The organism is Acinetobacter sp. YH01007, assembly GCF_013420425.1.
Classification (GTDB): Bacteria; Pseudomonadota; Gammaproteobacteria; order Pseudomonadales; family Moraxellaceae; genus Acinetobacter; species Acinetobacter towneri.
This window is the reverse complement of the sequence record NZ_VOYC01000016.1, coordinates 44178-67705: the sequence shown is the minus strand read 5'-3', so window position 1 is coordinate 67705 and position 23528 is coordinate 44178. Positions and strand designations below refer to the sequence as shown.

At 41.2% G+C, this 23528-nt stretch carries 23 protein-coding genes and 3 tRNA genes; 14 read left to right on the top strand and 12 right to left on the bottom strand.

The genetic code is table 11. The annotated features are described in order from the left end of the window. The first annotated feature begins 93 nt into the window (after nucleotides 1–93). The 7 genes from FTT74_RS09605 to FTT74_RS09575 all read left to right on the top strand — a co-directional run bounded on the left by FTT74_RS09605 (nucleotide 94) and on the right by FTT74_RS09575 (nucleotide 3199). Nucleotides 94–852, top strand: coding sequence for a Nif3-like dinuclear metal center hexameric protein (locus tag FTT74_RS09605; protein ID WP_179988954.1), 759 nt, complete (start codon nucleotides 94–96; stop codon nucleotides 850–852). Between the two features lie 181 nt (nucleotides 853–1033). After that, entirely contained in the window at nucleotides 1034–1660 is a 627-nt protein-coding gene (locus FTT74_RS09600) for a superoxide dismutase (protein WP_026438302.1), read from the top strand. Nucleotides 1661–1806: 146 nt separating this feature from the next. Then, a tRNA-Asn gene (locus FTT74_RS09595) sits at nucleotides 1807–1882 on the top strand. Nucleotides 1883–1888: 6 nt separating this feature from the next. Beyond that, a tRNA-Asn gene (locus FTT74_RS09590) sits at nucleotides 1889–1964 on the top strand. A gap of 217 nt (nucleotides 1965–2181) precedes the next feature. Beyond that, nucleotides 2182–2484 carry a hypothetical protein gene (locus FTT74_RS09585; RefSeq protein ID WP_004971899.1) on the top strand — a complete coding sequence of 101 codons (303 nt, stop codon included), beginning with the start codon at nucleotides 2182–2184 and terminating at the stop codon, nucleotides 2482–2484. A 117-nt stretch (nucleotides 2485–2601) separates the two neighbouring features. Next, nucleotides 2602–2677: transfer RNA gene (locus FTT74_RS09580), tRNA-Asn, on the top strand. 78 nt (nucleotides 2678–2755) lie between these two features. After that, nucleotides 2756–3199: a DUF2726 domain-containing protein gene (locus tag FTT74_RS09575; RefSeq protein WP_004971902.1), complete on the top strand. Its 444-nt coding sequence runs from the start codon at nucleotides 2756–2758 to the stop codon at nucleotides 3197–3199. A 16-nt stretch (nucleotides 3200–3215) separates the two neighbouring features. Here FTT74_RS09575 and FTT74_RS09570 read toward each other — a convergent pair whose 3' ends face one another. The 4 genes from FTT74_RS09570 to glnA form a co-directional block, all read right to left on the bottom strand. After that, on the bottom strand, nucleotides 3216–3473 hold the full coding sequence (locus tag FTT74_RS09570; protein ID WP_004971904.1) for a hypothetical protein: 258 nt from the start codon (nucleotides 3471–3473) through the stop codon (nucleotides 3216–3218). A gap of 196 nt (nucleotides 3474–3669) precedes the next feature. Then, the gene (gene ubiA / locus FTT74_RS09565) at nucleotides 3670–4548 is read right to left on the bottom strand and encodes a 4-hydroxybenzoate octaprenyltransferase (RefSeq protein ID WP_131261595.1); all 879 of its coding nucleotides are present in this window, start codon (nucleotides 4546–4548) and stop codon (nucleotides 3670–3672) included. 14 nt (nucleotides 4549–4562) lie between these two features. Further along, nucleotides 4563–5051 (bottom strand): chorismate lyase, encoded by a 489-nt coding sequence (locus FTT74_RS09560; RefSeq protein WP_004971911.1) that lies wholly within the window; start codon nucleotides 5049–5051, stop codon nucleotides 4563–4565. 207 nt (nucleotides 5052–5258) lie between these two features. Continuing rightward, entirely contained in the window at nucleotides 5259–6674 is a 1416-nt protein-coding gene (gene glnA / locus FTT74_RS09555; protein ID WP_171287402.1) for a type I glutamate--ammonia ligase, read from the bottom strand. A gap of 875 nt (nucleotides 6675–7549) precedes the next feature. On the opposite strand from glnA, the gene FTT74_RS09550 reads away from it, so the two are divergent. The 5 genes from FTT74_RS09550 to folE all read left to right on the top strand — a co-directional run bounded on the left by FTT74_RS09550 (nucleotide 7550) and on the right by folE (nucleotide 11374). Beyond that, nucleotides 7550–8134 carry an aminodeoxychorismate/anthranilate synthase component II gene (locus FTT74_RS09550; RefSeq protein WP_004971915.1) on the top strand — a complete coding sequence of 195 codons (585 nt, stop codon included), beginning with the start codon at nucleotides 7550–7552 and terminating at the stop codon, nucleotides 8132–8134. A gap of 17 nt (nucleotides 8135–8151) precedes the next feature. After that, entirely contained in the window at nucleotides 8152–9198 is a 1047-nt protein-coding gene (gene trpD, locus FTT74_RS09545) for an anthranilate phosphoribosyltransferase (protein WP_004971918.1), read from the top strand. Nucleotides 9199–9219: 21 nt separating this feature from the next. Further along, nucleotides 9220–10026: an indole-3-glycerol phosphate synthase TrpC gene (trpC, locus tag FTT74_RS09540; RefSeq protein WP_179988955.1), complete on the top strand. Its 807-nt coding sequence runs from the start codon at nucleotides 9220–9222 to the stop codon at nucleotides 10024–10026. A 16-nt stretch (nucleotides 10027–10042) separates the two neighbouring features. Next, nucleotides 10043–10732, top strand: coding sequence for a Smr/MutS family protein (locus FTT74_RS09535; protein WP_179988956.1), 690 nt, complete (start codon nucleotides 10043–10045; stop codon nucleotides 10730–10732). Between the two features lie 93 nt (nucleotides 10733–10825). Beyond that, nucleotides 10826–11374, top strand: a complete 549-nt coding sequence (folE, locus tag FTT74_RS09530) for a GTP cyclohydrolase I FolE (RefSeq protein WP_171062567.1) — start codon at nucleotides 10826–10828, stop codon at nucleotides 11372–11374. A gap of 99 nt (nucleotides 11375–11473) precedes the next feature. Here the strand turns inward: folE and FTT74_RS09525 are convergent, their stop codons facing one another. From FTT74_RS09525 to hemE, 5 genes are all read right to left on the bottom strand, one after another. Further along, the gene (locus tag FTT74_RS09525; protein ID WP_096900955.1) at nucleotides 11474–12829 is read right to left on the bottom strand and encodes a diguanylate cyclase; all 1356 of its coding nucleotides are present in this window, start codon (nucleotides 12827–12829) and stop codon (nucleotides 11474–11476) included. A 105-nt stretch (nucleotides 12830–12934) separates the two neighbouring features. Further along, entirely contained in the window at nucleotides 12935–14884 is a 1950-nt protein-coding gene (locus FTT74_RS09520; RefSeq protein ID WP_179988957.1) for a DUF4105 domain-containing protein, read from the bottom strand. Between the two features lie 94 nt (nucleotides 14885–14978). Further along, nucleotides 14979–15449 (bottom strand): DUF3015 family protein, encoded by a 471-nt coding sequence (locus FTT74_RS09515; protein ID WP_096900956.1) that lies wholly within the window; start codon nucleotides 15447–15449, stop codon nucleotides 14979–14981. Nucleotides 15450–15682: 233 nt separating this feature from the next. Beyond that, complete coding sequence (locus FTT74_RS09510; RefSeq protein WP_096900957.1) at nucleotides 15683–16501, bottom strand: DUF817 family protein; 819 nt, start codon at nucleotides 16499–16501, stop codon at nucleotides 15683–15685. Nucleotides 16502–16573: 72 nt separating this feature from the next. Next, on the bottom strand, nucleotides 16574–17644 hold the full coding sequence (gene hemE, locus FTT74_RS09505) for a uroporphyrinogen decarboxylase (RefSeq protein ID WP_004971944.1): 1071 nt from the start codon (nucleotides 17642–17644) through the stop codon (nucleotides 16574–16576). A 271-nt stretch (nucleotides 17645–17915) separates the two neighbouring features. On the opposite strand from hemE, the gene FTT74_RS09500 reads away from it, so the two are divergent. Together FTT74_RS09500 and FTT74_RS09495 are read left to right on the top strand one after the other, a co-directional pair. Then, the gene (locus FTT74_RS09500) at nucleotides 17916–19160 is read left to right on the top strand and encodes a L,D-transpeptidase family protein (RefSeq protein ID WP_004971948.1); all 1245 of its coding nucleotides are present in this window, start codon (nucleotides 17916–17918) and stop codon (nucleotides 19158–19160) included. A 202-nt stretch (nucleotides 19161–19362) separates the two neighbouring features. Then, on the top strand, nucleotides 19363–20055 hold the full coding sequence (locus FTT74_RS09495) for a pirin family protein (protein WP_004971950.1): 693 nt from the start codon (nucleotides 19363–19365) through the stop codon (nucleotides 20053–20055). A gap of 138 nt (nucleotides 20056–20193) precedes the next feature. On the opposite strand, the gene FTT74_RS09490 is transcribed toward FTT74_RS09495, so the two are convergent. The 3 genes from FTT74_RS09490 to catA all read right to left on the bottom strand — a co-directional run bounded on the left by FTT74_RS09490 (nucleotide 20194) and on the right by catA (nucleotide 23438). Further along, the gene (locus FTT74_RS09490; RefSeq protein ID WP_371972051.1) at nucleotides 20194–21249 is read right to left on the bottom strand and encodes an ArsO family NAD(P)H-dependent flavin-containing monooxygenase; all 1056 of its coding nucleotides are present in this window, start codon (nucleotides 21247–21249) and stop codon (nucleotides 20194–20196) included. A gap of 240 nt (nucleotides 21250–21489) precedes the next feature. Continuing rightward, complete coding sequence (locus FTT74_RS09485) at nucleotides 21490–22362, bottom strand: transporter (RefSeq protein WP_004971953.1); 873 nt, start codon at nucleotides 22360–22362, stop codon at nucleotides 21490–21492. 155 nt (nucleotides 22363–22517) lie between these two features. Then, on the bottom strand, nucleotides 22518–23438 hold the full coding sequence (gene catA / locus FTT74_RS09480) for a catechol 1,2-dioxygenase (RefSeq protein WP_004971957.1): 921 nt from the start codon (nucleotides 23436–23438) through the stop codon (nucleotides 22518–22520). Nucleotides 23439–23528: the final 90 nt, after the last annotated feature.

The following is a 23528-nucleotide window of genomic DNA, read 5'->3' as shown; positions in this document are numbered from 1 at the left end:
GAAACATAAAAAAGCCCAAGAGTTTTGTCTTGCTTTAGTTACAATACAAAATATGTTTTGATATTGGCTAAATATGAGCAATTTGAGAAAGTTATGGCGCAGCTAAAAGAAATTATTCAATGGTGTGATCAAACTTTAAATACACATGAATTTAAAGATTACGCGCCCAACGGTTTACAAATTGAAGGTAAGTCTGAAGTTCAAAAAATTTTATGTGCAGTGACTGCCTCTCAAGAGGCTATTGATGCTGCTGTTGCCCAAAATGCAGACTTACTGTTGGTACATCATGGCTATTTTTGGAAAGGCGAACCTTACCCAATTACAGGCATGCGCGGTAAACGCATCAAAAGTTTAATCCAGCATGATATTTCTTTGGTGGGTTATCACTTACCGCTCGATTCACACCCAAGTCTAGGCAATAATGCTGCCATTGCTGAATGTTTGGCATTAGAAAATTTGCAAGCCCTAGACCCGAGTGAACGTCATCCTATTGGTAATATTGGTTTTTTAAAGCAAGCCATGAGCGCAACCGAATTTCGTGACTATCTCACAGCGCGTTTAGGCTTTAAAACCATTCATCTTCCTGCCGAAAAAAGTCAGATTCAAAAAGTAGGGTTCTGCACGGGTGCAGCACAAGATTTTATTGGCAAAGCGGCAGAACAAGGTTGTGATGCCTTTATTTCGGGCGAAGTCAGTGAACGCACCTATTATGAAGCCAAAGAACTAGGCGTGCATTATTATGCCTGCGGACATCACGCGACTGAGCGCTATGGTGTACAACGACTCGCAAAAGCTATTTCAGAACAGTTTAATATTGAGTATAGTTATTTTGAATTAAATAACCCAATTTAATACACCGTTTCACCCAACGATTTCACTCAAATGACATCTGTGTTTAACATAGTCTTTAGATGTATACATTCGAGTCTTATTCTGTATGGTTATTTATACCTAATGCGCAATTTGATCTCGAAATCTATTACAATAGAGCCACTTAATGTTAAAACCCAGCAAAATGCAAGGAATTGAAAACATGACAACCATTACTTTACCGGCTTTACCATACGGTTACGAAGATCTTGCTCCACACATCAGCAAAGAAACTTTAGAATTCCACCACGACAAACACCACAACACTTATGTTGTGAACCTGAACAACTTGATCGCGGGTACGGAGCTTGAAGGTAAAACTTTAGACGAAATCATCAAAGCAACTGCAGGCGATGCAGCTAAAGCTGGTGTATTCAACAACGCAGCGCAAGTTTGGAACCACACGTTCTACTGGAACTGTATGGCGAAAAACGGTGGTGGTAAAGCTACTGGTGCTTTGGCTGCTAAAATTGATGAAGCTTTCGGTTCTTACGAAAAATTTGCTGAAGAATTTGCTGCTGCTGCAACAACTCAATTCGGTTCAGGTTGGGCTTGGTTAGTAGCTGACGAAGTGAATGGCAAACTTTCTATTATGAAAACTTCAAATGCTGACACACCAATGGCGCACGGCAAAGTTGCAGTATTGACGATTGACGTTTGGGAACACGCTTACTACATCGACTTCCGTAATGCACGTCCTGTTTACATCAAAACTTTCTTAGAAAGCCTTGTAAACTGGGATTACGCAAATGCGAAATACGCAGGTCAAGATGCTGGTGTAGAAAAATAATTTCTATTTTTCTGTAGAAAAACTGCTCTTTATGGGCAGTTTTTTTATTTTTGCAGATGAAATGAATATTTATAAAGCAAACAATACATTTCTGATGATGAACGTGTTGACGACTTAAACTTTCATCCCTAAAATGCCCCACAGATTCTCCAATAGCTCAGTCGGTAGAGCGACGGACTGTTAATCCGCAGGTCCCTGGTTCGAGCCCAGGTTGGAGAGCCAATCTATTCTCCCATAGCTCAGTCGGTAGAGCGACGGACTGTTAATCCGCAGGTCCCTGGTTCGAGCCCAGGTGGGAGAGCCAAGATTCTAAAAATCCCACGCAGTATGACGTGGGATTTTTTTTTGCAATTTTTATTGTTTTTATAGTGGATATGATGTTCTAAACGAATGGAACAGGCCTCACTCTCCCCTTAAATCAAAATTAAAACCATACAGTGAAGATCGGGCTATCCCCTCTTGTGATGACTCTATTTTTTCGCTAACTTAGGTTCATCAACAACAATAAAACTTGAAAGCCCATGCAAGCGCCTTGGTTAAAATCCCTGATTTTTTGGACAATTCTGATTGTGGTGATTTTTGCAATTTTTCAATGTACGCAAAAATCTGAAAGCAATAAAACTGCTGCGACACTCATGTATGAACGTCTGTATCAATGCAGTCGTGATCTGAACGCACAACAACAAGCCACCTTAAAACAAATTCAAAGCCAAGTGAAAACAGAAATGACTCAGCAAGAGATGCTGCAATTAATTAACTTATGTCGTAAAACCAACCCACCACAGACACGCGAAGATTATATAAAAGCCATTCAAGCACTCTAAAAACTGCGTTGAAACAAAGCTAGATGATTATTTTTAAAGCAGTTAATCTATAATTACGGTTTTTTTTCAATTCCAGCTTGACCAAAAACAGATACCCACATAGAATGCGTGTCAGATTCTCCCATAGCTCAGTCGGTAGAGCGACGGACTGTTAATCCGCAGGTCCCTGGTTCGAGCCCAGGTGGGAGAGCCAAAATTCTTAAAAAACCCACGCATTATGACGTGGGTTTTTTATTCCTGCTGTTTAGGGTCTAACGACACCGCATCATCTATGTTTGAATCCAGTCAATCGACTTTCTTGCTTATTGGCAGCTTGGCTAGCCTTGCCCTGTTTATCTTAATTTTTAAGCAATTATTTTTCCCCAAGAAAAACTTTTATCCTAAACCGATGATGACTGCTTTTGAACGCAGAATGTTTATGCGTTTAAAACAAGCTTTTCCTGAGCATCACATCTTGGCACAAGTGGCGTTTAGCGCATTAATCACCAACAACCACTATAAAATTCGTGCGCTGTTTAATCGTAAAGTGACTGATTTTGTGATCTTAAATGCAGAAATGCAGGTCATTGCAATTATAGAGTTAGATGACCCCTCACATATTGGCAAAGAACAGGAAGATGCAGAACGGGATGCAATGTTTCACGAGGCAGGTTATCGCGTTGTCCGATACACCGAAATTCCGAGTATCAGACAATTGCAATCAGATTTGAGCTGAAATCATCAACTCGATATTAAGGTGTAGCTTCTGAAGCGGCTTGTATCTGACTGGCCTGCTTCGCTTGTTGTTCTGCAGCTTCACGCGCTTCAATACGCGCAATAATTTCTGCCTGTTGTTGTTTATATTTTTCCTGATTTTTAGCATCACTATTAACTGCTAAAAATGCCATGCTAACCAAGAAAATAGGAATCAACAAACCTAAGCTTGCCAAGAAAATCATCTTTTTTAGGCTTGGCTTTTTTGCAGGTGCTTGCTGTTCAGACTGTGACATCATCTATTCCTAATTCAAACTTCAAAATGAGGCTCAATATATCAGAATAATGCTGATTGTGCTTTGTGCATAAGTACGCACGTTCTAATGCTCAGTTTAATTTTTAACAGCAAAAATTGATCAGCGATCGAATAAAAAAGCACCTGACCAAACTACCATCAGATGCTTTGCTCAGTTTTTTATCGCACAGAAATATTTACATTAAAGCCAATACGATTCCTGAAAAAATAATCAGCCCTACCCAACGGTTATGACGAAATGCCCAAAAACAGCGTTGCGGATCTTTATCTTTAGTTTTACTCCATTGATATATAAAGTCTGCAACCACCACCAATAACGCCGCTAAACCAAACGGAATCAATAAATTTTCTAACCACAATGCCGTACCAATCAAAAGCACACTGCCCGCTTGCAACAATGAAATAATCTGAATGTCATAGCGACCAAATAAAATTGCGGTAGATTTCACCCCAATTTTCAAATCATATTCACGGTCAGTAATTGCATATTGGGTGTCATAAGCCACAGTCCACGCCAAATTGCCAAAATACAATAACCAACAAGTAAGATCAGGCGTTGCACCTACAGCGGTATAAGCCATCGGGATAGACCATGAAAATGCAGCTCCCAAGAACACTTGCGGCAAATGAGTGTAGCGTTTCATAAACGGATAAATAAACGCTAAAAATAATGCCCCAAATGACCAATAAAAAGTTTCAATCGGTAAGAACAACAACATGGCTGCGCTAAGTGCAACCAAACCCAAGAATACATAAATGGCTTCTTTGGCACTAATCACACCCGTGGCTAAAGGACGTGTTTTGGTACGCTCCACATGACCATCCACCTTACGGTCAGCAAAGTCATTAATGGCACAGCCTGCAGCGCGCATAAAAATTGTGCCCAGAATCATAGGGATTAATATCCCGATAGACGGCATGCCCTGATTAGCAATCCACAAGGCCCACATGGTTGGCCAAAACACCAGTTCTGTGCCAATCGGTTTATCGAAACGACACAAATAATAATATGCTTCTAAACGCTCACGCCACGTGATCTGCTGTGCCAATGCCATACCAATCTCGTATCTTAATGTTGTTGAATAAATTGCTCAAAACGCGGTAAAAAAGTTTCTTGCACAATAAATTTACAGCCATGCCAAGTATAGCAACTCTGTCGTGTCCAGCCTTCATCGAGCAAAACCACACGCCTTTGACACAACGGATTGGTACGCTGAAATAAAAACCAGCCAATGGGTTTATTGCCAATATGCTGAAATAAACGGGCTTTGCTTTGCAAACTTAGAATCGGAAAAATACTTTTGGCTTTGACCCATGGCTGTTCATCACACCCATATAAATAGCTTTCACGCACCCATGAAGTGTGCCAATGTGGCATTTGCATCCACTGGGCATCTTGTAAATTTAAACGCTGAAAAGATTGCTGCAGTGGTTCAACTTTAAATTGTCCGCCTGCGAGCTGAGTCAGTTGTTGGGTCAAAGAACCTGCTGCATATAGCCATGTTTTTAATTCAGAAGGCAGATTTGCCTGCTTGGGAAAAATAGGCTGTGTTCGCATGTTCCGCCACCTTAACAAGATAGCCTAGTGTAGCCCAAATTTAGGCAAAGTTTTGTGACCGATGGCGCAATTCCCTGCAATTATCCAAAAAAATTAAGCGAATTCTTATATTTTGATAAAATCCATGCCAATTCAAAACCATGATTGCACCATCTAAAACAAAAAACCCGCCGAAGCGGGTTTTTCAAATTTAAGATTTTTGATGTATTACAAGCTGTAGTACATATCAAATTCAACTGGGTGAGTCGTCGTGTTCAAACGACGTACATCTTCAGTTTTCAATTCGATATAAGCATCAAGCATGTCTTTGGTGAATACACCACCTTTTAATAAATAGTCGTGATCTTCTTTCAAAGCATCAAGCGCCATTTCTAGGTTGTGTGCCACAGTTGGGATTTTTGCTTCTTCTTCAGGCGGAAGGTCATACAAGTTTTTATCTGCAGCTTCACCTGGGTGAATCTTGTTTTGAATACCGTCAAGACCCGCCATCAACAATGCCGCAAAACCTAAGTACGGGTTCATCATTGGATCAGGGAAACGCGCTTCAATACGTTTGCCTTTCGGGCTAGACACGTAAGGAATACGAATAGATGCAGAACGGTTACGCGCTGAGTAAGCCAACATAATTGGTGCTTCAAAGTGCGGTACTAAACGCTTATATGAGTTGGTCGATGGGTTAGTCAACGCGTTCAAAGAGCGGGCATGTTTGATAATACCGCCAATGAAGTACAACGCCATTTCTGACAAACCTGCGTATTCATCGCCTGCGAATAAGTTTTTGCCATCTTTAGAGATAGACATGTGTACGTGCATACCTGAACCGTTATCGCCTACCATTGGTTTAGGCATAAAGGTTGCAGTTTTTGCATATTGATGCGCAACGTTCCAAACTGCATATTTGAACTGTTGCACTTCGTCAGCCTTACGCACCATAGTATTGAAGCTCACACCAATTTCTAACTGGCAAGATGCAACTTCATGGTGATGTACTTCTACACGACCAGGCCCCATGATTTCTTCAATTTTTGCACACATATCTGCACGCATATCTTGAGAAGAATCTACTGGTGGTACTGGGAAATAACCGCCTTTCACACGTGGACGGTGACCTGAGTTACCAGCTTCGTAGTCTTTACCTGTAGACCATGCAGCTTCTTCAGCGATTAATGTGTGGCGCGCGCCAGACATATCGATGTCCCATTTTACTTCGTCAAATACGAAGAATTCTGGTTCTGGACCAAAGAAAGCAGTATCACCAATACCTGTCGATTTTAAATATTCTTCAGCACGGCGAGCAATAGAGCGTGGATCGCGGTCATAGCCTTGACCTGTCGATGGTTCGATAACATCACACGTTACAACCACTGTTGGTTCTGCAAAGAACGGGTCAATGAAACCTGTGTTGGCATCTGGGCGTAAGATCATGTCTGATGCTTCGATTCCTTTCCAGCCTTCAATAGAAGAACCATCAAACATTTTACCGTCTTCAAAAGTATCTTCATCGATACTGTCTGCAGGATAAGTTACGTGCTGCTCTTTACCCTTAGTATCTGTAAAGCGGAAATCGACCCATTTTGCACCACTTTCTTGGATGAGTTGAAGGACCTTGTTCGCCATGCTCATTTTGCTCCGATGTTTTTTGTTGCACCCGAAAGTGCGTGTTAGTAGTTGGCAGTTATTAAGCAATTAGCGTACCAACTTTTAAAAGCAAAGCTAAAACCATGAATTCCGTATGAGAATACATCATTTAAAAAAATTACTTTGTCTCTATTATACTGTCAGAAATACGATTTGCACCATATTCAAACACTGTTCATTTGATTTGATTTAAAACTGCAAAACATAGCACCATTTTAATGCATTTATGTTTTATTTCTGTTGAATTGTAGATCAAAAAATAGCTCAAACAGTATCTATGCAAGCATTTTGCTGTGCCATGGTTGTATTGAGCAATGCAAATTATCCGACCAATCTTAAACAACACTTTATTTTTTATTGAGCAAAAATAATAAGATCGTTTAAAAATCCTAAATCTGTATTCTTTTCGAGCAAGCTGATTGAAAATACCTTTACTACACATTTGTATTTTCTATCGATGTTTTGCAATCAAACTACTTGACGTGAACCGCTAATAACATGCGCCATGATGCTACTTTTTAGCGCATTTTTTACGTTATCTATAAGTGTGAAGCTAAAATATGACTGCTGAATGACCCTGTTTGATCATGTGTTCATTTCTTTCAGATCAAACCTGAACAATGTGTAATAAGCTTTGAAAATCTATAAATTGGTGAATGCGCTGATAAGCTTTAACAGGGATTATCATATAAATAGTCCGCAGAAAATGCTTATTTTTTGCTATGATGATAAGCGCTTCCTTATTCCACCTTCTTTTCGACAAGAAAAATAAAGTCCTTTCTCATTATAGGCGCAGGAATAAAGCAAATTATCTCAGACTCTTTAGCACTTAAAGTGTTCAATTTTCAATAGGTTAGCTCATGCTTTTAATGATCGATAATTATGACTCTTTTACCTACAACATCGTCCAGTATTTTGGCGAGTTAAATCAGGAAGTAAAAGTCGTTCGTAATGATGCCGTGACATTAGAAGATATTGAGCGATGGCAACCCAAGTATTTGGTGATTGGCCCAGGCCCTTGTTCTCCATCTGAAGCAGGGATTTCTATTCCTGCCATTCAGCATTTCGCAGGCAAAATTCCGTTACTGGGCGTGTGTTTAGGACACCAAAGTATCGGACAAGCCTTTGGTGGAAACATTGTGCGCGCTAAAACCGTGATGCATGGTCGTTTATCGGATATGTACCACAGCAACACAGGTATTTTTAGCAATCTGCCTTCACCATTTTCTGCAACCCGTTACCACTCTTTGGTGATTGATCAAGCAACCTTGCCAGATTGTCTGGAAGTGACATGCTGGACCAAAGAAGCAGATGGTTCGATGGAAGAAATTATGGGCGTGAAGCACAAAACTTTGCCTGTTGAAGGCGTGCAATTTCACCCCGAATCGATCCTGAGCCAACACGGTCATCAAATCTTTAAAAACTTTTTGGAAATTTACGCATAATGAGCGAGTCAAATCACATGAATATTCAACAAGCACTCAACCATATTACAAAACAAATTCACCTGACTCAGCCTCAAATGGAAGATGTGATGCGCGCGATTATGTCGGGCGAAGCAACAGACGCTCAAATTGGTGCATTGATGATGGGCTTACGCTTAAAAGGCGAAAGCATTGATGAAATTACTGCTGCTGCACGTGTAATGCGTGAATTTGCCATCAAAATTGATGTCAGCGATATTCCTTACCTCGTGGATATTGTCGGCACAGGTGGCGATGGTCAAAACCTATTTAACGTATCTACCGCCTCTTCCTTTGTCATTGCAGCTGCAGGTGCAACCATTGCCAAACACGGTAACCGTGGGGTTTCAACCAAATCAGGCTCATCTGACTTACTTGAGCAAGCAGGCATTAATCTTGACTTAAACATGCAACAAACTGAACGCTGTATTCGTGAAATGGGCGTAGGTTTCTTGTTTGCACCGAATCATCACAAAGCCATGAAATATGCGGTTACCCCGCGTAAAGAGTTGGGTATTCGCAGTATTTTCAACTTGCTTGGGCCATTGACTAACCCTGCGGGTGTAAAGCGTTTTGTCATTGGGGTGTTTAGCAATGAATTATGCCGCCCGATTGCAGAAGTGATGAAACAGCTCGGTGCTGAGCATGTCATGGTGGTGCATTCTAAAGATGGTTTAGATGAAATTAGCCTTGCTTCGAGCACTTATGTTGCAGAACTCAAAGATGGTGAAATTACCGAATGGGAACTTACCCCTGAAAGCGTGGGAATTGAATCTCAAACTTTAACAGGACTGATTGTAGAAAACTCTGCTGAAAGCTTGAGTCTAATTAAAGATGCTTTAGGCAAAAACAAATCAGACAAAGGCGAAAAAGCGGCCAATATGATTGCACTCAATGCGGGTGCGGGTATCTATGTTTCGGGTCTAACTACAAGCTACAAACAAGGTGTCGCTTTGGCACATGACATTATTTATGGTGGACAAGCTTTGGAAAAAATGGGCGTGTTGTCTGAATTTACCAAAACGCTCAAACAGTACGAAGCATAAAGCAAATCAGGAAGGTGCATCATGGTGGATATTAGCAATACCATTTTAGGTAAAATTGTAGAACGTAAAAAAGAAGAGTTTGCCGAGCGTTTAAAACAACGCAGTTATGCAGACCTAGAACAATTGGCACGTGCAGCAACACCTGCACGTGGCTTTGCACAAGCCTTGCATAACAAACGCCCAGCGGTGATTGCGGAAATTAAAAAAGCATCACCATCAAAAGGCATTATTCGTGAAAACTTTGACCCTGCCGAAATTGCACAGCAATATGAAGCCGCAGGTGCAGCCTGTTTATCAGTGCTGACTGATGTCGATTTCTTTCAGGGTGCAGATGAAAATATTCAGATTGCCCGTTCACACTGTAACTTGCCTGCCCTGCGTAAAGATTTCTTGATTGATCCGTATGGTGTGGTAGAAGCACGTGCCCTACACGCAGACTGTGTGTTATTGATTGTGTCTTGCCTATCTGACCAACAGTTGGAAGAAATGTCGGAAACGGCTTTTGAACATCACTTAGATGTGTTGGTTGAAGTGCATGATGAAACTGAATTGGAACGTGCTTTGAATCTTTCAGAGCGTTGTATTTTAGGGGTCAATAACCGAAATTTAAAAACCTTTGAAGTCGATTTAAACACCTCATTGCGTTTAAAAAACTTGTTGCCGCCTGCGCGTTTATTGGTCACTGAAAGTGGTATCGCCACACCAGAAGATGTCCGCATGATGCAAGACCATGAGATTCACAGTTTCTTGGTCGGTGAAAGTTTTATGAAACAAGCACGTCCTGACCATGCCTTTACGGCACTGTTTGGTCAGCCTGAAAATCTATAATCCAATTTGAAATACCATGAGTAAACATGATTCTTCGCTTTCTAAAGAACAGTACAATTTACTAAAATCTTTTAAAAAGCAAATCACTCAGCCTCATACTTCAAGCATTGCCAAGCCGTCTGAACCCAAAGCTCAGACGCCTGAGCAACAACAGGAAGATGATCTCGCATTGTTTCGTCAGCAAATGCAAGGCGTTCAAAAAATGGACGCAGGCAATATTGCAAAAATCGAACATACTGCCAAGAAAAAACCAGATGCCCAAACGCTGGCCAAACGTGCAGCAGCCATAGGCCCTATGGAAACCGATGATAGCTTGCTGTCCGATACCCAAGCCATGCTCAACCCTGTGGGCAGCCAAGCGTCGTTGAGCTATCGTATTGCAACTTTGCAACATAAAGTCTTTGAAGATTTAAAAGCAGGCAACTTACGCTGGTTTGAAGCTGTGGATCTGCACGGCTGTACGGTAGAAGAAGCGCGGGTAGCCGTTTTGCAAATCATTCATCTGGCTAAAGATGAAAACCAGAACGTGATTAAAATTGTGCATGGCAAAGGCCCTGAAGCTATTTTAAAAACTTATGTAAATGGTTGGCTACGTCAGCATCGTGATGTTTTGGCTTTTGTGAGTGCACCCGAAAAACAAGGTGGCACTGGTGCAGTTTTAGTGTTGCTTAAACGCAGCGAAAAGAACCCAAAGTTTAAACAGTAATCGGTTTCATCTTTTAAACAAGGCATTGCAATAGTTTTCTGTTACAATGCCGACCTTGTTCAATATCAGTGTAAGTGAACACGTCTTATGTCTATGCAGCAATCCTACGCAAACATCCTAACCGCCGTTGGTGAAGATCTTAATCGTCCAGGTCTAAAAGATACGCCGATGCGTGCTGCTAAAGCTTTTTCGTATTTAACTTCGGGCTATAGCCAAACGCTAGCCGAAGTGACCAATAATGCCGTATTTCCATCCGACAACCGTGAAATGGTCTTGGTGAAAAATATTGAGTTCTACTCACTGTGTGAACATCATTTATTGCCATTTTATGGTCGCGTGCATATTGCTTATTTGCCTGAAGGCAATGTTTTAGGCTTGTCTAAATTTGCCCGCATCACCGAAATGTTTGCACGTCGTTTGCAAATTCAAGAAAACCTAACTCAGCAAATTGCGGAAGCTGTTGCCGAAGTGACCAAAGCACGCGGTGTTGCTGTGGTGATTGATTCAGCCCACATGTGCATGATGATGCGCGGTGTAGGCAAACAGGAATCGACCACACGTACTGTGTCTTTTGTAGGTGACTTTAAAACAGATAAAGAAGCCCGTCGTGAATTTTTAAGTGCGGTGCCTGAAAGTTTTTAAATTGTGGCTAAGTTCCACAATCAAATAAAAAATCCCGAAATTTATGTTCGGGATTTTTTTGGTTTTAGATTAAAAAATCAGCTTGATACATCTTCATCTTTAGCCTACAGACACATTGTTGCGTCCATTATTTTTTGCCATATACAAGGCTTTATCCACTTCTTCAAAAAAACGTTGATAGTCTGGATGTCCATCATATTCATGCACACCAATACTAATAGTAAAGTTAAATTCTTCACCTGTTGATGTTTTTAAAGTGGCTTTTTCGACACGTTTACGAATATTTTCTGCAACCACTAAGGCACGATCAATGGTGGTATCAATCTGTAACAGTAAAAATTCTTCGCCGCCAATTCGGAAGGCATAGTCACTGCCTTTTGCATATTGCAAAATCACATCAGCTAAAAACTGTAATGCATCATCTCCTGCTGCATGTCCATAACGGTCATTGATTGATTTAAAATGATCGGCATCTATCGCCAACAATGTTAAAGGCGAATTATTTTTTCGTGAAAAATTAATTTCACGGGACACGATGGTATTTAAATAACGGCGGTTGAGCAGTTGAGTTAAAGCATCATTGCCTGAACTGATATATTCAGACACCTGAAAAATTTGATCGACTAAATGCAAAATTTCACGATTCTTGGCACGAATGGATTGAATCATTTCAATTGCCTGTGCCTGACTTTCACATTGACCAATTTTCTGAATTAATTCATCCACCTGATAAATAAATTCAGTAATAGTTTGTACTTGTTCCGAACTTGAAAATGCATAAGCCGCTTTATGAATAAACCATAAACCAAATTCTGTTTTAGATAAAATCGGTTGCGTCATTTTGGTGTGATCGGACACCACCTGAAACATCAGTTCATTTTCCCAATCCAGCAAAGTTCCGCGTTGTCGATCTTTGTGCACGGCAACATCTTGCATGGCAGAAAATAAGCGATAGGTATGTTTCATATCATTATGTACTTCGACCTTCATTTCATAAGATCGGCACATAATTTCTGTGGCAAAGCATAAAATTTGGCTTAAATAATTAAACTGATTTAAGTTGCTATTGGCTTCTGTTGCAAAAAACTCAAAAGCCTTTTTTATAATAACGCGCACACCACGAATAATCAGCCAAGATGGAATTTGTACACGTGCATGCACATCGCCCACTTTAAATTGCTTTTCTACAATCTCGTTATAATTGTGTTGAAACGGAACTTCAAAACTGGAAATTAGCCACTGATATAAAGAGTTTTTTAAGCGATTCTTCACCATCTCTGCAGACAAAAATTCTGTCGCATGTTCTTCAAGCAACATTTGCTGATAGAACTCGATCACAAAATCTTCTGCATGTGCTTGAATAAACTGGAATGTCGCTTGCAAATCTTCTGGCTTAAATTGCTCGCAAATTGACTTCCATTGCTCTGCAAGCTCATGCGTACACTCTTGATACATCCACAACAACCCAGCCAAAAGAAACTGCTAAATTTTAACGGGTTTCACCAGCAACTCAACTTGTTTAGCTGGTTTTTTACAATTCAGTATAAATTCAACAGCTCTTTAAAAAAAATGCACATAGCCTAAACTGGTCTTGTTCCAGTCCTGTTTGTCCTGTTGTTGATATTCCCAACCCAATCGCAACACATGCTGCGGGTTGAGTACATATTGCAACTGGCTGTTCAGCTTAAATTGCCATTGGTGACGATCTTCCCAATACGGTAATTCAAGCTGAACCAAACTATTCATGCGTGCTGACCAGATATTTTGACAACCCAGTGTTGGGCCAATTCCAACACGCCAGCCTTTGTCTAAAGCCTTACCCGCTTGCACATGATTTTGAATTTGCACATAACACAAATGTTCACGCGCTTGATTAGCCACGCTATAACCAAACTGTGTTTTTAAACTTAAAACACCATGCTGTTCCGTTTCGCTAAAAGCCCCGTGCGAATTCAGGGCTTCTTGCTGCCAACCCAAATTAAAGCCCCAACTAAGTGGTGTTTTAAATGCGGTCATTGGGTTATAAGAGTTCACCGAGAGTAAATCTAACTGATTCAGTTTTAAGCGGTCTTCACGATATTGCACAGAAGCTTCTAAAAAGTTGAGCTGCGTCCCTGTACGAAAACCACCTTGCGGATCAAGTAAGTCATGGTAAGCCTGTCGATGACTCAACTCTACAAAATGCTCGCCTTGCACCTCGCCAGTACGCACAGCAAAGCTTCGTGCATGATGCCCCTGCACAGGATCGACCTGAGGGCGTGCGACATCCTGACGTTGTTTTTCTAAATTGATCTGACTTCTTAAACTTAAAATTTGTCTCAGTCGCGGTTGTGCAATTTTGGCTTCAATTTTGCGTCCAATCAGTTTCAGATACAAATCGTCATAAGCCATTTCCAGAATTTTAGCTTGATCGATTTGGCTGTAATTTTGCAAAATTGCCGCCACATTTTCAGGTTCTGCTTCGGCCACTTGATGGGCAGTTTTTGCCAAAGTTGTACCATGTTGTCTGGCTTGCGCCAATAACTGAGTTTCCAAAGCAGGACGATAGACAACATCTGCCACTAAATTTTCCTGCTCTACAGCTTTTAGTGTTTCAATTGGAATAGATGCGACTTTAAACTGCTGCTGTAAATTTAGCTCAGGACGCACCAAATCCATTAAGCCCAATAAGCGATAGGCACAATTGTCACTGATAAAATAATACGGAAATTGCACATGCTTCATTTCCCAAATGTGCTGCACCAAAAATGTGGTTTCCTGCTCATTCAGTGCCAGTTCGTACTCCCACAAATCTCGGCTTTCTAAATCACCATATTCTTTTACTTTGCGGTAATACGGCATCAGTGAATATTCACCTGGATATTGCCCTGTAAGTCCTTTCCATGCATAAGACCAATCTTCGCTGCCCGTTACCGTTGCTGCATAATTGACAGCATAGGAAATTAAATTCAGCTGTTTTTGATCTTTTGGGTCTAAGCGCAATAAAGTATGCCCAAACATAGAACTTGGATTGCCCATAAAGTCTGTGGCATAAATCAGCACTGCTTTATAAGGTTTAATTTGTCCAATCCATTCGTCCAATTCAGGACATTGCACCTGTGCCAAATCTTGTTGAGGAATTTTTAATTGTTCAATTAACCAGCGGCTACGTGCAGGAAATTTGCACTGCACCGATTGATTGGCAGGCGCTGTTTCAAATAATGCCTGCACATTGCGAAGTAACTCTTGGTTTAAATTGCTTCCGCCTTGTTCCGACACAAAATAGCCTGCATATTGCACTTTACTTTTGCCTTGCTGCGCATACATTAAACGCTGCCAAGTCATCTGTTCTGCCAAGTGTAGGTCTTTGGCTTTTTGCACATAATGTGCGGAAGATATTGCTAATTTATTTGTATTTTGTACTGTAGAAGTGGCTGTAAGTGGCTGAATCTGTATTGGAGATATTTCAGGAGATAACGCAAAAACCGTAGGAGATAAAAAAACTAAACTACTTAAAATAATGGATTTCATGGACATTTTATAAATTTTATATACATATTCAGGCTTAAACGTATTCTTGTGCTATAAAAAAGCCCTGCGAATAATGCAGGGCTTTTATTCAAACTTAAACGTATGCTTTTAAAACGTCATCATTCGCCATCACGTTCTGTAAAGATGCCAATACTTCTAAAGAAGTCTGGTTTTCTGCAGAATAAATAGATGCAAAGTTTTGCTTAGAAACCGCAAAGAAATGTGCTTTATCTTCTGCTTTAATGCTTAATAATTCAGCCAATACGTTCAAGCTTTCGCCTTCACCAACTGCCATATCGCGTGCCAATGTTTCAGCATTTTCATTGGTAAATGTCACAACTTGTGCAGTTACTGTACCTGTACCGCTACAACCTAAAGTACCAAATGTGATACCAAACAATTGGTTCGCAAAAATACCATTGGTGGTGGCTGCTAAAATTTTTGCAACTTTGCCAGACTGACCTGCCCAAACTTGAGAACCGATACCACAACCTGCATCACGGTCTGCAAATGCTGCTGTAGAACCCACTGCCAAGACAGCAGCCAATGCTAATTTTTTAATCATCACCTTACTCCAGAGATTTATTATTCGAAAAATTATGCTTCGAATCATTATTATTGCTTTGTGTAACATTTATTACACCGCTTTAAGATAGCGAGATGTAGCTGAGAACGCAAAACATTTATACCAAAGTCATGCATTATTTTTGTGCATTTTTGTAGCGATGATTGATTTTATCTTCAAATTTGGGTTTAAGTTTAAAGATAGATTCTGTATGTTCGAGGTCGTATTTAGATTTAGTGCTGCTGATTTTCAGCTTTCAGTCTCCACTGACCTTGGGCATCGCGATAACCCAAAATTTTCATGACCAAAACCAGACTCAGTAAAAGCAATAAATACCAAGAACCGAGTTTTCCCCAGCCGACCATGTGCCATGCATCGACCTGACTTGGATACAACCATATTTGATAAAAGGTGCTAATATTTTCTGCCACCCAAATAATAAAAGCCAAAAGCAGCAATACAGGCAACATCGGTAGTTGTAATTGAGACCGTTGTAATTGAAAACGAATTTTGGTTTTCCAGAAAATCACAACGCTCCACGCAAACAAGCCATAACGAATATCGGGGATAAAAAACTTGCTCATGAAGTTGATATAAGACAACACTGCCAAAGCCAACAAATTGCTAAAAGTCGGCAAATTCAGCAAAGATACCCGATACAAACGCAAAGAACGCGCAAAGAAACTGCCAACTGCAGAATACATAAAGCCTGCAAAAAACGGTACGGTCATAATTTTAAAGACAGCAGGTTGAGGATATTGCCACGATGCAATTTGTGGATGGGTTAAAAAAATTTCCATGATCATCGCCAAAATGTGAAACAAGGCGATGACTTTGGCTTCTGCCCAAGATTCTAGTTTTAAATATAAAAGACAAACTTGAATAATTAAGGCATAAAACAATAAATAGTCGTAACGGAAAAATCCGAAATATTCCTGGCTACCCATTGATGCAGTGAGTGCAAATGCAATCAGCAATAAAATTCCAAATAAGGCAGCCGAAGCTGCCTTAGTCGAAAACTCAAGTCCTGACTTTAACCATGTTATCCACATGATCTGACAACCTGACCGAAGCTGAGATTACACCTATACATCTACAAATGATCCATCTATATCATTGTGCGATTATAGATATTTGGCACTGTATTCATGTACCGTGTCGATAAATACTTTAGGACGTTCAGGGTCTACCCACTGGGTAATACCATGCCCTAAGTTGGCTACATAACCTGTTTTTTCACCATTGGCATAGGCATCATCCAGCATCGCACGTGTTGCTTTGGCAATTGCTTCAGGTGAACCGTACAAAGTGGCTGGGTCTAAGTTACCCTGCAATGCGGCACGACCACTCACCGTTTGACGTGCGACATTTAACGGTGTTGTCCAGTCCAGACCAAAAGCATCTGCACCTGTTGCAATCATTGGCTCCAGCCATTGACCGCCACCTTTGGTAAATAAAATAACAGGGATTTTACGTCCATCTTTTTCACGTTGCAGACCTGACACAATTTTCTGCATATAGTGGAGTGAAAATTCAAGATATTCACGATGGGCCAATGCACCGCCCCAACTATCAAAAATTTGTACTGCCTGTGCGCCTGCATCAATTTGTGCATTTAAGTATTCGGTCACTGCATCGGCCAAACGGTCTAATAGTGCATGTAAAACTTCAGGCTGTGCGTACATCATGTTTTTGGTGAAACGGAAATCTTTGCTTGAACCACCTTCAACCATATACGTTGCCAAAGTCCATGGACTACCTGAAAAACCAATTAAAGGCACTTGTCCGCCCAAAGCAGAACGAATGGTCGATACTGCATTCATGACATAGTCTAAGTCTGACTTGGCATTAAATTTAGGTAAATTGGCAACGTCTTGCTCGGTACGCACCGTTTTATGAAACTTTGGCCCTTCGCCTACTTCAAAATACAGACCTAAGCCTAATGCATCGGGTACAGTTAAAATATCTGAAAATAAAATCGCAGCATCTAATTCATAACGACGCAAAGGCTGTAAAGTCACTTCACAGGCAAATTCAGTATTTTTGCATAGAGAAAGAAAATCTCCTGCCTGCGCACGTGTAGCACGATATTCTGGTAAATAACGTCCTGCCTGACGCATCATCCATACGGGCGTGCAATCTACTGGCTCACGTAATAAGGCACGAAGAAAACGATCATTTTTTAAGGTCGTCATTTACTTTCCCAACTCATTTTCAATCTTGCAGCCATCATATCAAAAAGGTTGAAGTTTTAATAACTTCATTTCTTGCTCGTCTTTTCAGCCTATTCTAAGTGTTCAAATTCAGCTTACGTTTATGTGAAATACATCACACAAACAAAAGTCACTGTAAAATTGGGGTTATCTTGCATATTTACACAAAACAACTACTGCATCTCCTTAGTTTTTCTGCAATACTTGGCTAGTTTTTATCTATGTAAATGAATAATTCTCAAGGTTGAATTACATGTTGGTTCGCACAATACTCGCAATGAGTTTAAGTTGCATTTTTGCAGGGACTACTTTTGCTGCATCTACTGCTGAACAACCGTTAAATCCACAAGTGATTAGCAATACCGCTATTGAAGATCCGATTGATCCTTTAGCGACAGAAGCATCGGCTGCACAAAATAATCTAAATGCAACAGACACTGCTATTACGCAACAAGAACAAAATGATTTAAATAAGGCTTCAAAAACCTTAGATGATCTACACAAAACTGAAGATACCACTGCCGATGTAGGCACTGCACCAACAAAAAGCTCTGCAAGCCAAACTGCTACATCCAACACAGCAGCACCAAAAGCTTCATGGACTTTAGATGGTTTAAATAATGCCACTTGGTATGAAAATATTGGTAAAGGTCAGTTCCCTGTGTATGCACGTGCACACGTGATGCTGAACAATTCACATGCTTCTCCAGGTGCAATTGATGGCACTAGTGGTAAGAACACCCTAAAAGCAATTGCATCATTCCAGCAAATGAATGGCATTAGCCCAACGGGTATTTTAACCAAAGAAACTTGGGATGCGTTGGTTGCACGTCAAGGTTCACGTCCTGCATTTGTAGAATACACGGTTACTGAAGCGGACTTAAAAGGTCCTTATGCGAAATCTATTCCGCATGACTATGCAGAACAAGCCAAAATGAAAGGCTTGTACTACACCCGCGTAAGTGAAATGTTAGGTGAAAAATTCCACATGGATGAAAATTTCTTAAAGAAATTAAATCCGAATGCAACATTTAATAAAGTGGGTGAAAAGTTATTGGTGACCAACGTTCGCAATGACTTACCTGAAGACATTCACCTGATTGTGGCGCACAAAGGTGCAAAACAACTGTATTTGTTCAACAAACAAAACCAAATGGTCGGCTCATTCCCAGCAACCATTGGCAGTGCAGATACTCCATCGCCAACAGGTACTTATAAAGTGACAGGTGTTGCACCAAACCCATGGTACAGCTATTCACCAAGTAACTTTATTCAGGGCAAAAACTTAAAACCGCTGTCTTTACCACCAGGCCCTAACGGCCCTGTGGGGAATATCTGGATTGGTTTAAGTAAAAAATCATTCGGTATTCACGGCACACCAAACCCATCGACCATTTCAAAAACGGCGTCGCATGGTTGTATCCGTTTAACCAACTGGGATGCAAACGATTTAGGTCGTAAAGTACGTTCTGGCGTGACTGTAAAATTCCTTGAATAATCAGTGATCGCTTTAAACCGCAAAAGACCCACGTTTTTACGTGGGTTTTTTAATGCCGCGATAAAACTCTAAAATGTCTAGGTTCTGCAAAAAATCTACACATGTTGCAATTTTAGAACGGCATGTTGCAGTTCGCCTCTAGGTCGGCTGCGGTGAAAAGATTAAGATTAGTTCAAGTTAAAAAAATGATAGGAACATTATCATGAATGCTTATTTACACCGTAGTGAAGATCGTGGTCATGTGAAAATGGGGTGGTTAGACACCAAACATAGTTTCTCTTTTGGTAATTGGTATAACCCGAAATATATGGGTGTTAGTGCCTTACGTGTCATTAACGATGACCGTATTGCCGCACATAATGGTTTTGGTACTCACCCACACGACAACATGGAAATTTTGACTTGTGTATTAAGTGGTACGATTTCCCACCGCGACAGCATGGGCAATGAACGCCATATTACTGCAGGTGAATGGCAGTTAATGAGCGCAGGTACAGGCGTTCAGCACAGCGAAATTAACAATGGTGATGAAGAAGTACACATGCTGCAAATTTGGATTCAGCCGAATGTACGCGATGCAGAGCCGACGTATCAGCAAATTCAACGTGACCCAAATACAGCACCCAACCAGTGGCATTTAATTGTCGGCCCGAATGACAATGCCCCAATGCACATTCGTCAACAGGCAGAAGTAAAAGCAGCTGTTTTAGAAACTGGACATCGTTTAGAAGTTACAGCAACACAAGCGGTAAACTATGTGCATGTAATTCGTGGTGAAATCACCATTGGCGAGCAAACAGTTAAAGCGGGCGATGCTTTGTTATTTGCTGATAATGCTGTGATTGAAGCAAAAGAAGACAGCCAGTTCATTTGGTTTGATTTACCAAAACAGTAAGTCCTGACTGTCACCTTATTATGATTGAGCATCTTTAATTTTTTGAGTTACCCTCTTGCCCTCTTCTACAGAGGGCTTTTTTATGGCTGAAATTGCATGATTCATTTTTTAAACACAGTTTTTGTCACGTTAATGACTTTACGCTGTTGTCTGCAAATACGCAGCAATTTGCTCTGCCACATTCCGTGCGGTTCGGGAAACACCAATTAAAGTTGCCGAGGCTGCGCCTGTCCAATCGCCATAACCAACCAACCATAAATTTTGCTGTTGTAACGCTCGATTTTCTAACACATCGACTGTGCCTTGTGCATTAACCACATTCAAACTTTGTAAATGCGACAATGCTGCCTTAAAACCTGTGCACCAAATAATGGCAGCAATTTCCTGTTCGCGCCCATCTGCCCAAACTGCACTATGTTCGGTTAAATAGTCAAATGGCGGCAGACCATGTAATACATCACGTTGCCGTGCTTCTTTGACACTTGGAATCATCACAATATCGCCCAAACCACCGATCGGTTGTTCAATACTGCGACCTTCCTGCTGGGCTTTTAAGCGCTCCGTGGCACGTAAAAATAAAACCCGTCCATCTACATCATCGGCTAAAAAACTTGGCGGTTGCTGTGTAACCCAAAAAGTTTCGGCCACTTTAGACACTTCTGCCAAAATTTGTGCGCCTGAGTTACCCCCGCCGACAATCATGACTCTTTTGCCCTGAAAAGCATTGGCATTGCGGTAATGAGCCGAATGAATTTGTGTGCCTAAAAAGCGTTCGCGTCCTGTATAAGCAGGAATAAAAGGCTGACTCCACGTTCCAGTAGCACTCACAGCGGCTTTGGCTCGCCAGCTTTGCTGTGCCGAACACACAATTAAATCATTGCCTTCCTTCAGGACTTTTTCGACCTGCACAGGACGCAGCACAGGAAATTGATAGCGTGTTTCATACGCTGTTAAATAGTCAATCACCTCTAATCGTTTCGGATATTCCTGTTCGGTTTTTGGCATTAACCAGCCGGACAAAGAACTCCATGTATTTGGAGAGAACAGCTGTAAAGAATCCCACGCATGTTGCCACGCACCGCCCGACTGCGTTTGATTATCCAAGATCAGAAAATTGATTTTTTGCCGTTTTAAAAAGTAAGCCGTGGCCAATGCTGCTTGTCCGCCACCAATAATAATTACATCGGCATCCATTATTTGATTCAAAATGGCTCTCCTGCTCGCAATACGCACCCTGTTGCTATGCCTAATCTTAGCGCATAAGTGCAACACGTGAGAGATTAAAAATTCAGTCCACCAAACTCAACTTATGGAAGCACGTAATTAGAAGCAAGCCATCTTGAAAAATGATGCTGCAAAAAAGCCAAGTCTTTCAACTTGACTTTGTTTTGTAAGATAGCTTGATGTGCAACACTGCAGAATCAGGTTCGGGCTTTAAAAAGCCCAAACCAATTTCAAAGTCGAAGAGTGTCCTTCAGGACGATGTTCCACTTCGGTTTCTTTCAAAAACTTTGCTTCCAAAGACCAATTATCACGTTTGTATTGAATCGCGGGACCAAAAGATAGAGCCTGTCCTTTATTGCCAATACTGACACCATTCACTTCATCATCTGTGGTTTGTTTAAATACATAACCTTCGAGTGCCAATTTGACTTGATCATTCAATTGATAACCGATTGCATAATCTCCAGCGAAATAATCCCCCGACTGATAATTTGTGTCGTCATTTTCACTGTTGAAGCTATAAGACATTTTGGTGGAAAACTCCCAACCTTGCGGCTGCAAATAAGAATACGCAAAGATAGGACGAATGGTGTTGTAGTTCTTACCTAAGTTGGCAACTACAGGACGTTGTGGATTGGCATCTTCATAATCGCCTGTTGCGAGCACACCTTCTAAAGCAGCTACACTGTGATGATTGCCTTTATGCCAACCCAACATGCTGCCAATAATCAAATCGCCCAAACCACTGTTAGAGTCTGACATGCCCATCACATTTAAACGCAAATCGACCAAAGGCTGTGCAGCATATAAACCCAACTGACCGCCTGCAATGTGTTGGGGGGTCATCCATACCAAACGTGGAATATAGACATTCACATCGGCATGGAAATTGTCTGGGCCGTCTTTAAACTCACTGGCATGATAGTTCTGATAGTAGTTGAGTAAGTATACCCCAGCTGGTGGTAAAGCCCCTGCTGCAATGCCTTCTGCGCCTAATCCAAATGTATCTAAACCGTTTTCTGTTGCATTGACGTGTGTCGCCATGACACCCAAAAGCATGAGTGCCCAAATTTTGTTATTCATAGAACATCCTATTCAATAGAAATTTTGATGAAGTCTGCCTGCTGCGCCTGAATCATTCATGCGCGAACAGCCGACTTTTAAGGGCAGCATCAACAAAGAACTTGCTGATGCTGTATTGGCGAACGTGTTAAAACTTTGTGTTTTAAGGTGTGGGATTAAGCACTTGCACGACGACGTTCAACTTCAGTCGATGGTGCATTTGCAGTGTCTTTGACTAATTCAAAGTTAAAGGTGATGTGCTTAAATGGTTTGTCTAAACCACGGCGCTGAATTTCTGCAGCATCGGTCACATCTACCGCTGTTGCAACCAGACCTTCACGGGTCGCAAATGCGAAGTCATCCCACAGGTATTGATCACCTTCAATGTTAAATTGCGTAGTGAGTTTGCGGTAACCTGGTGCAGAAATGAAGTAATGCACGTGAGATGGACGGTTGCCATGACGACCTAGTTTGTTTAATAAAGCTTGAGTCGTGCCGTCTGGTGGGCAGCCATAACCGACTGGCATGGTCGTTTGCGCCACATATTTACCATTGGCATCACTGAAAATAGTACGGCGTAAGTTAAAGTCAGACTGAGATTTATCAAAGAATGAATAGTTACCTAAACCGTTGGCATGCCAAACTTCGACTTTGGCATTTTCAATGATATTGCCATTGGTGTCAGTGACTGTACCTTCAATAATTAACGTATCTAAATGGTCTGATTCTGAACCATCATCCATACGCGCAAAACCGACTGATTCAGGCGCACCTGCAACATAAAGTGGCCCTTCAATGGTACGTGGTGTACCGCCTGTTACGCCTGCTTTGGCATCGGCTTCATCGGCACGTAAATCTAGATAATGTTCTAAACCCAAACCTGCTGCAAGTAAACCAAGTTCATTGGCTTTGCCTGCATCGGTAATATATTCCAGACCTTTCCACACTTCTGAAGGCTGAATGTCTAAATCTTCAATGGCTTGAAATAAATCTGCCACTAAACGCACCACTATTTGCTGCACACGCTGATCGACAGGGCGTGTAGCGGTGTCTACGTTCATTTCCTTCACTAAAGTATCAATTTGTTGACGGTCCATGTAACTCTCCTTGGCTATTTTGGCTTTGCTGGTTGTCGCATTGCTATTTTGGCTTTTGACACTGCCTTACTGTGTTGATGATGGTGTCAG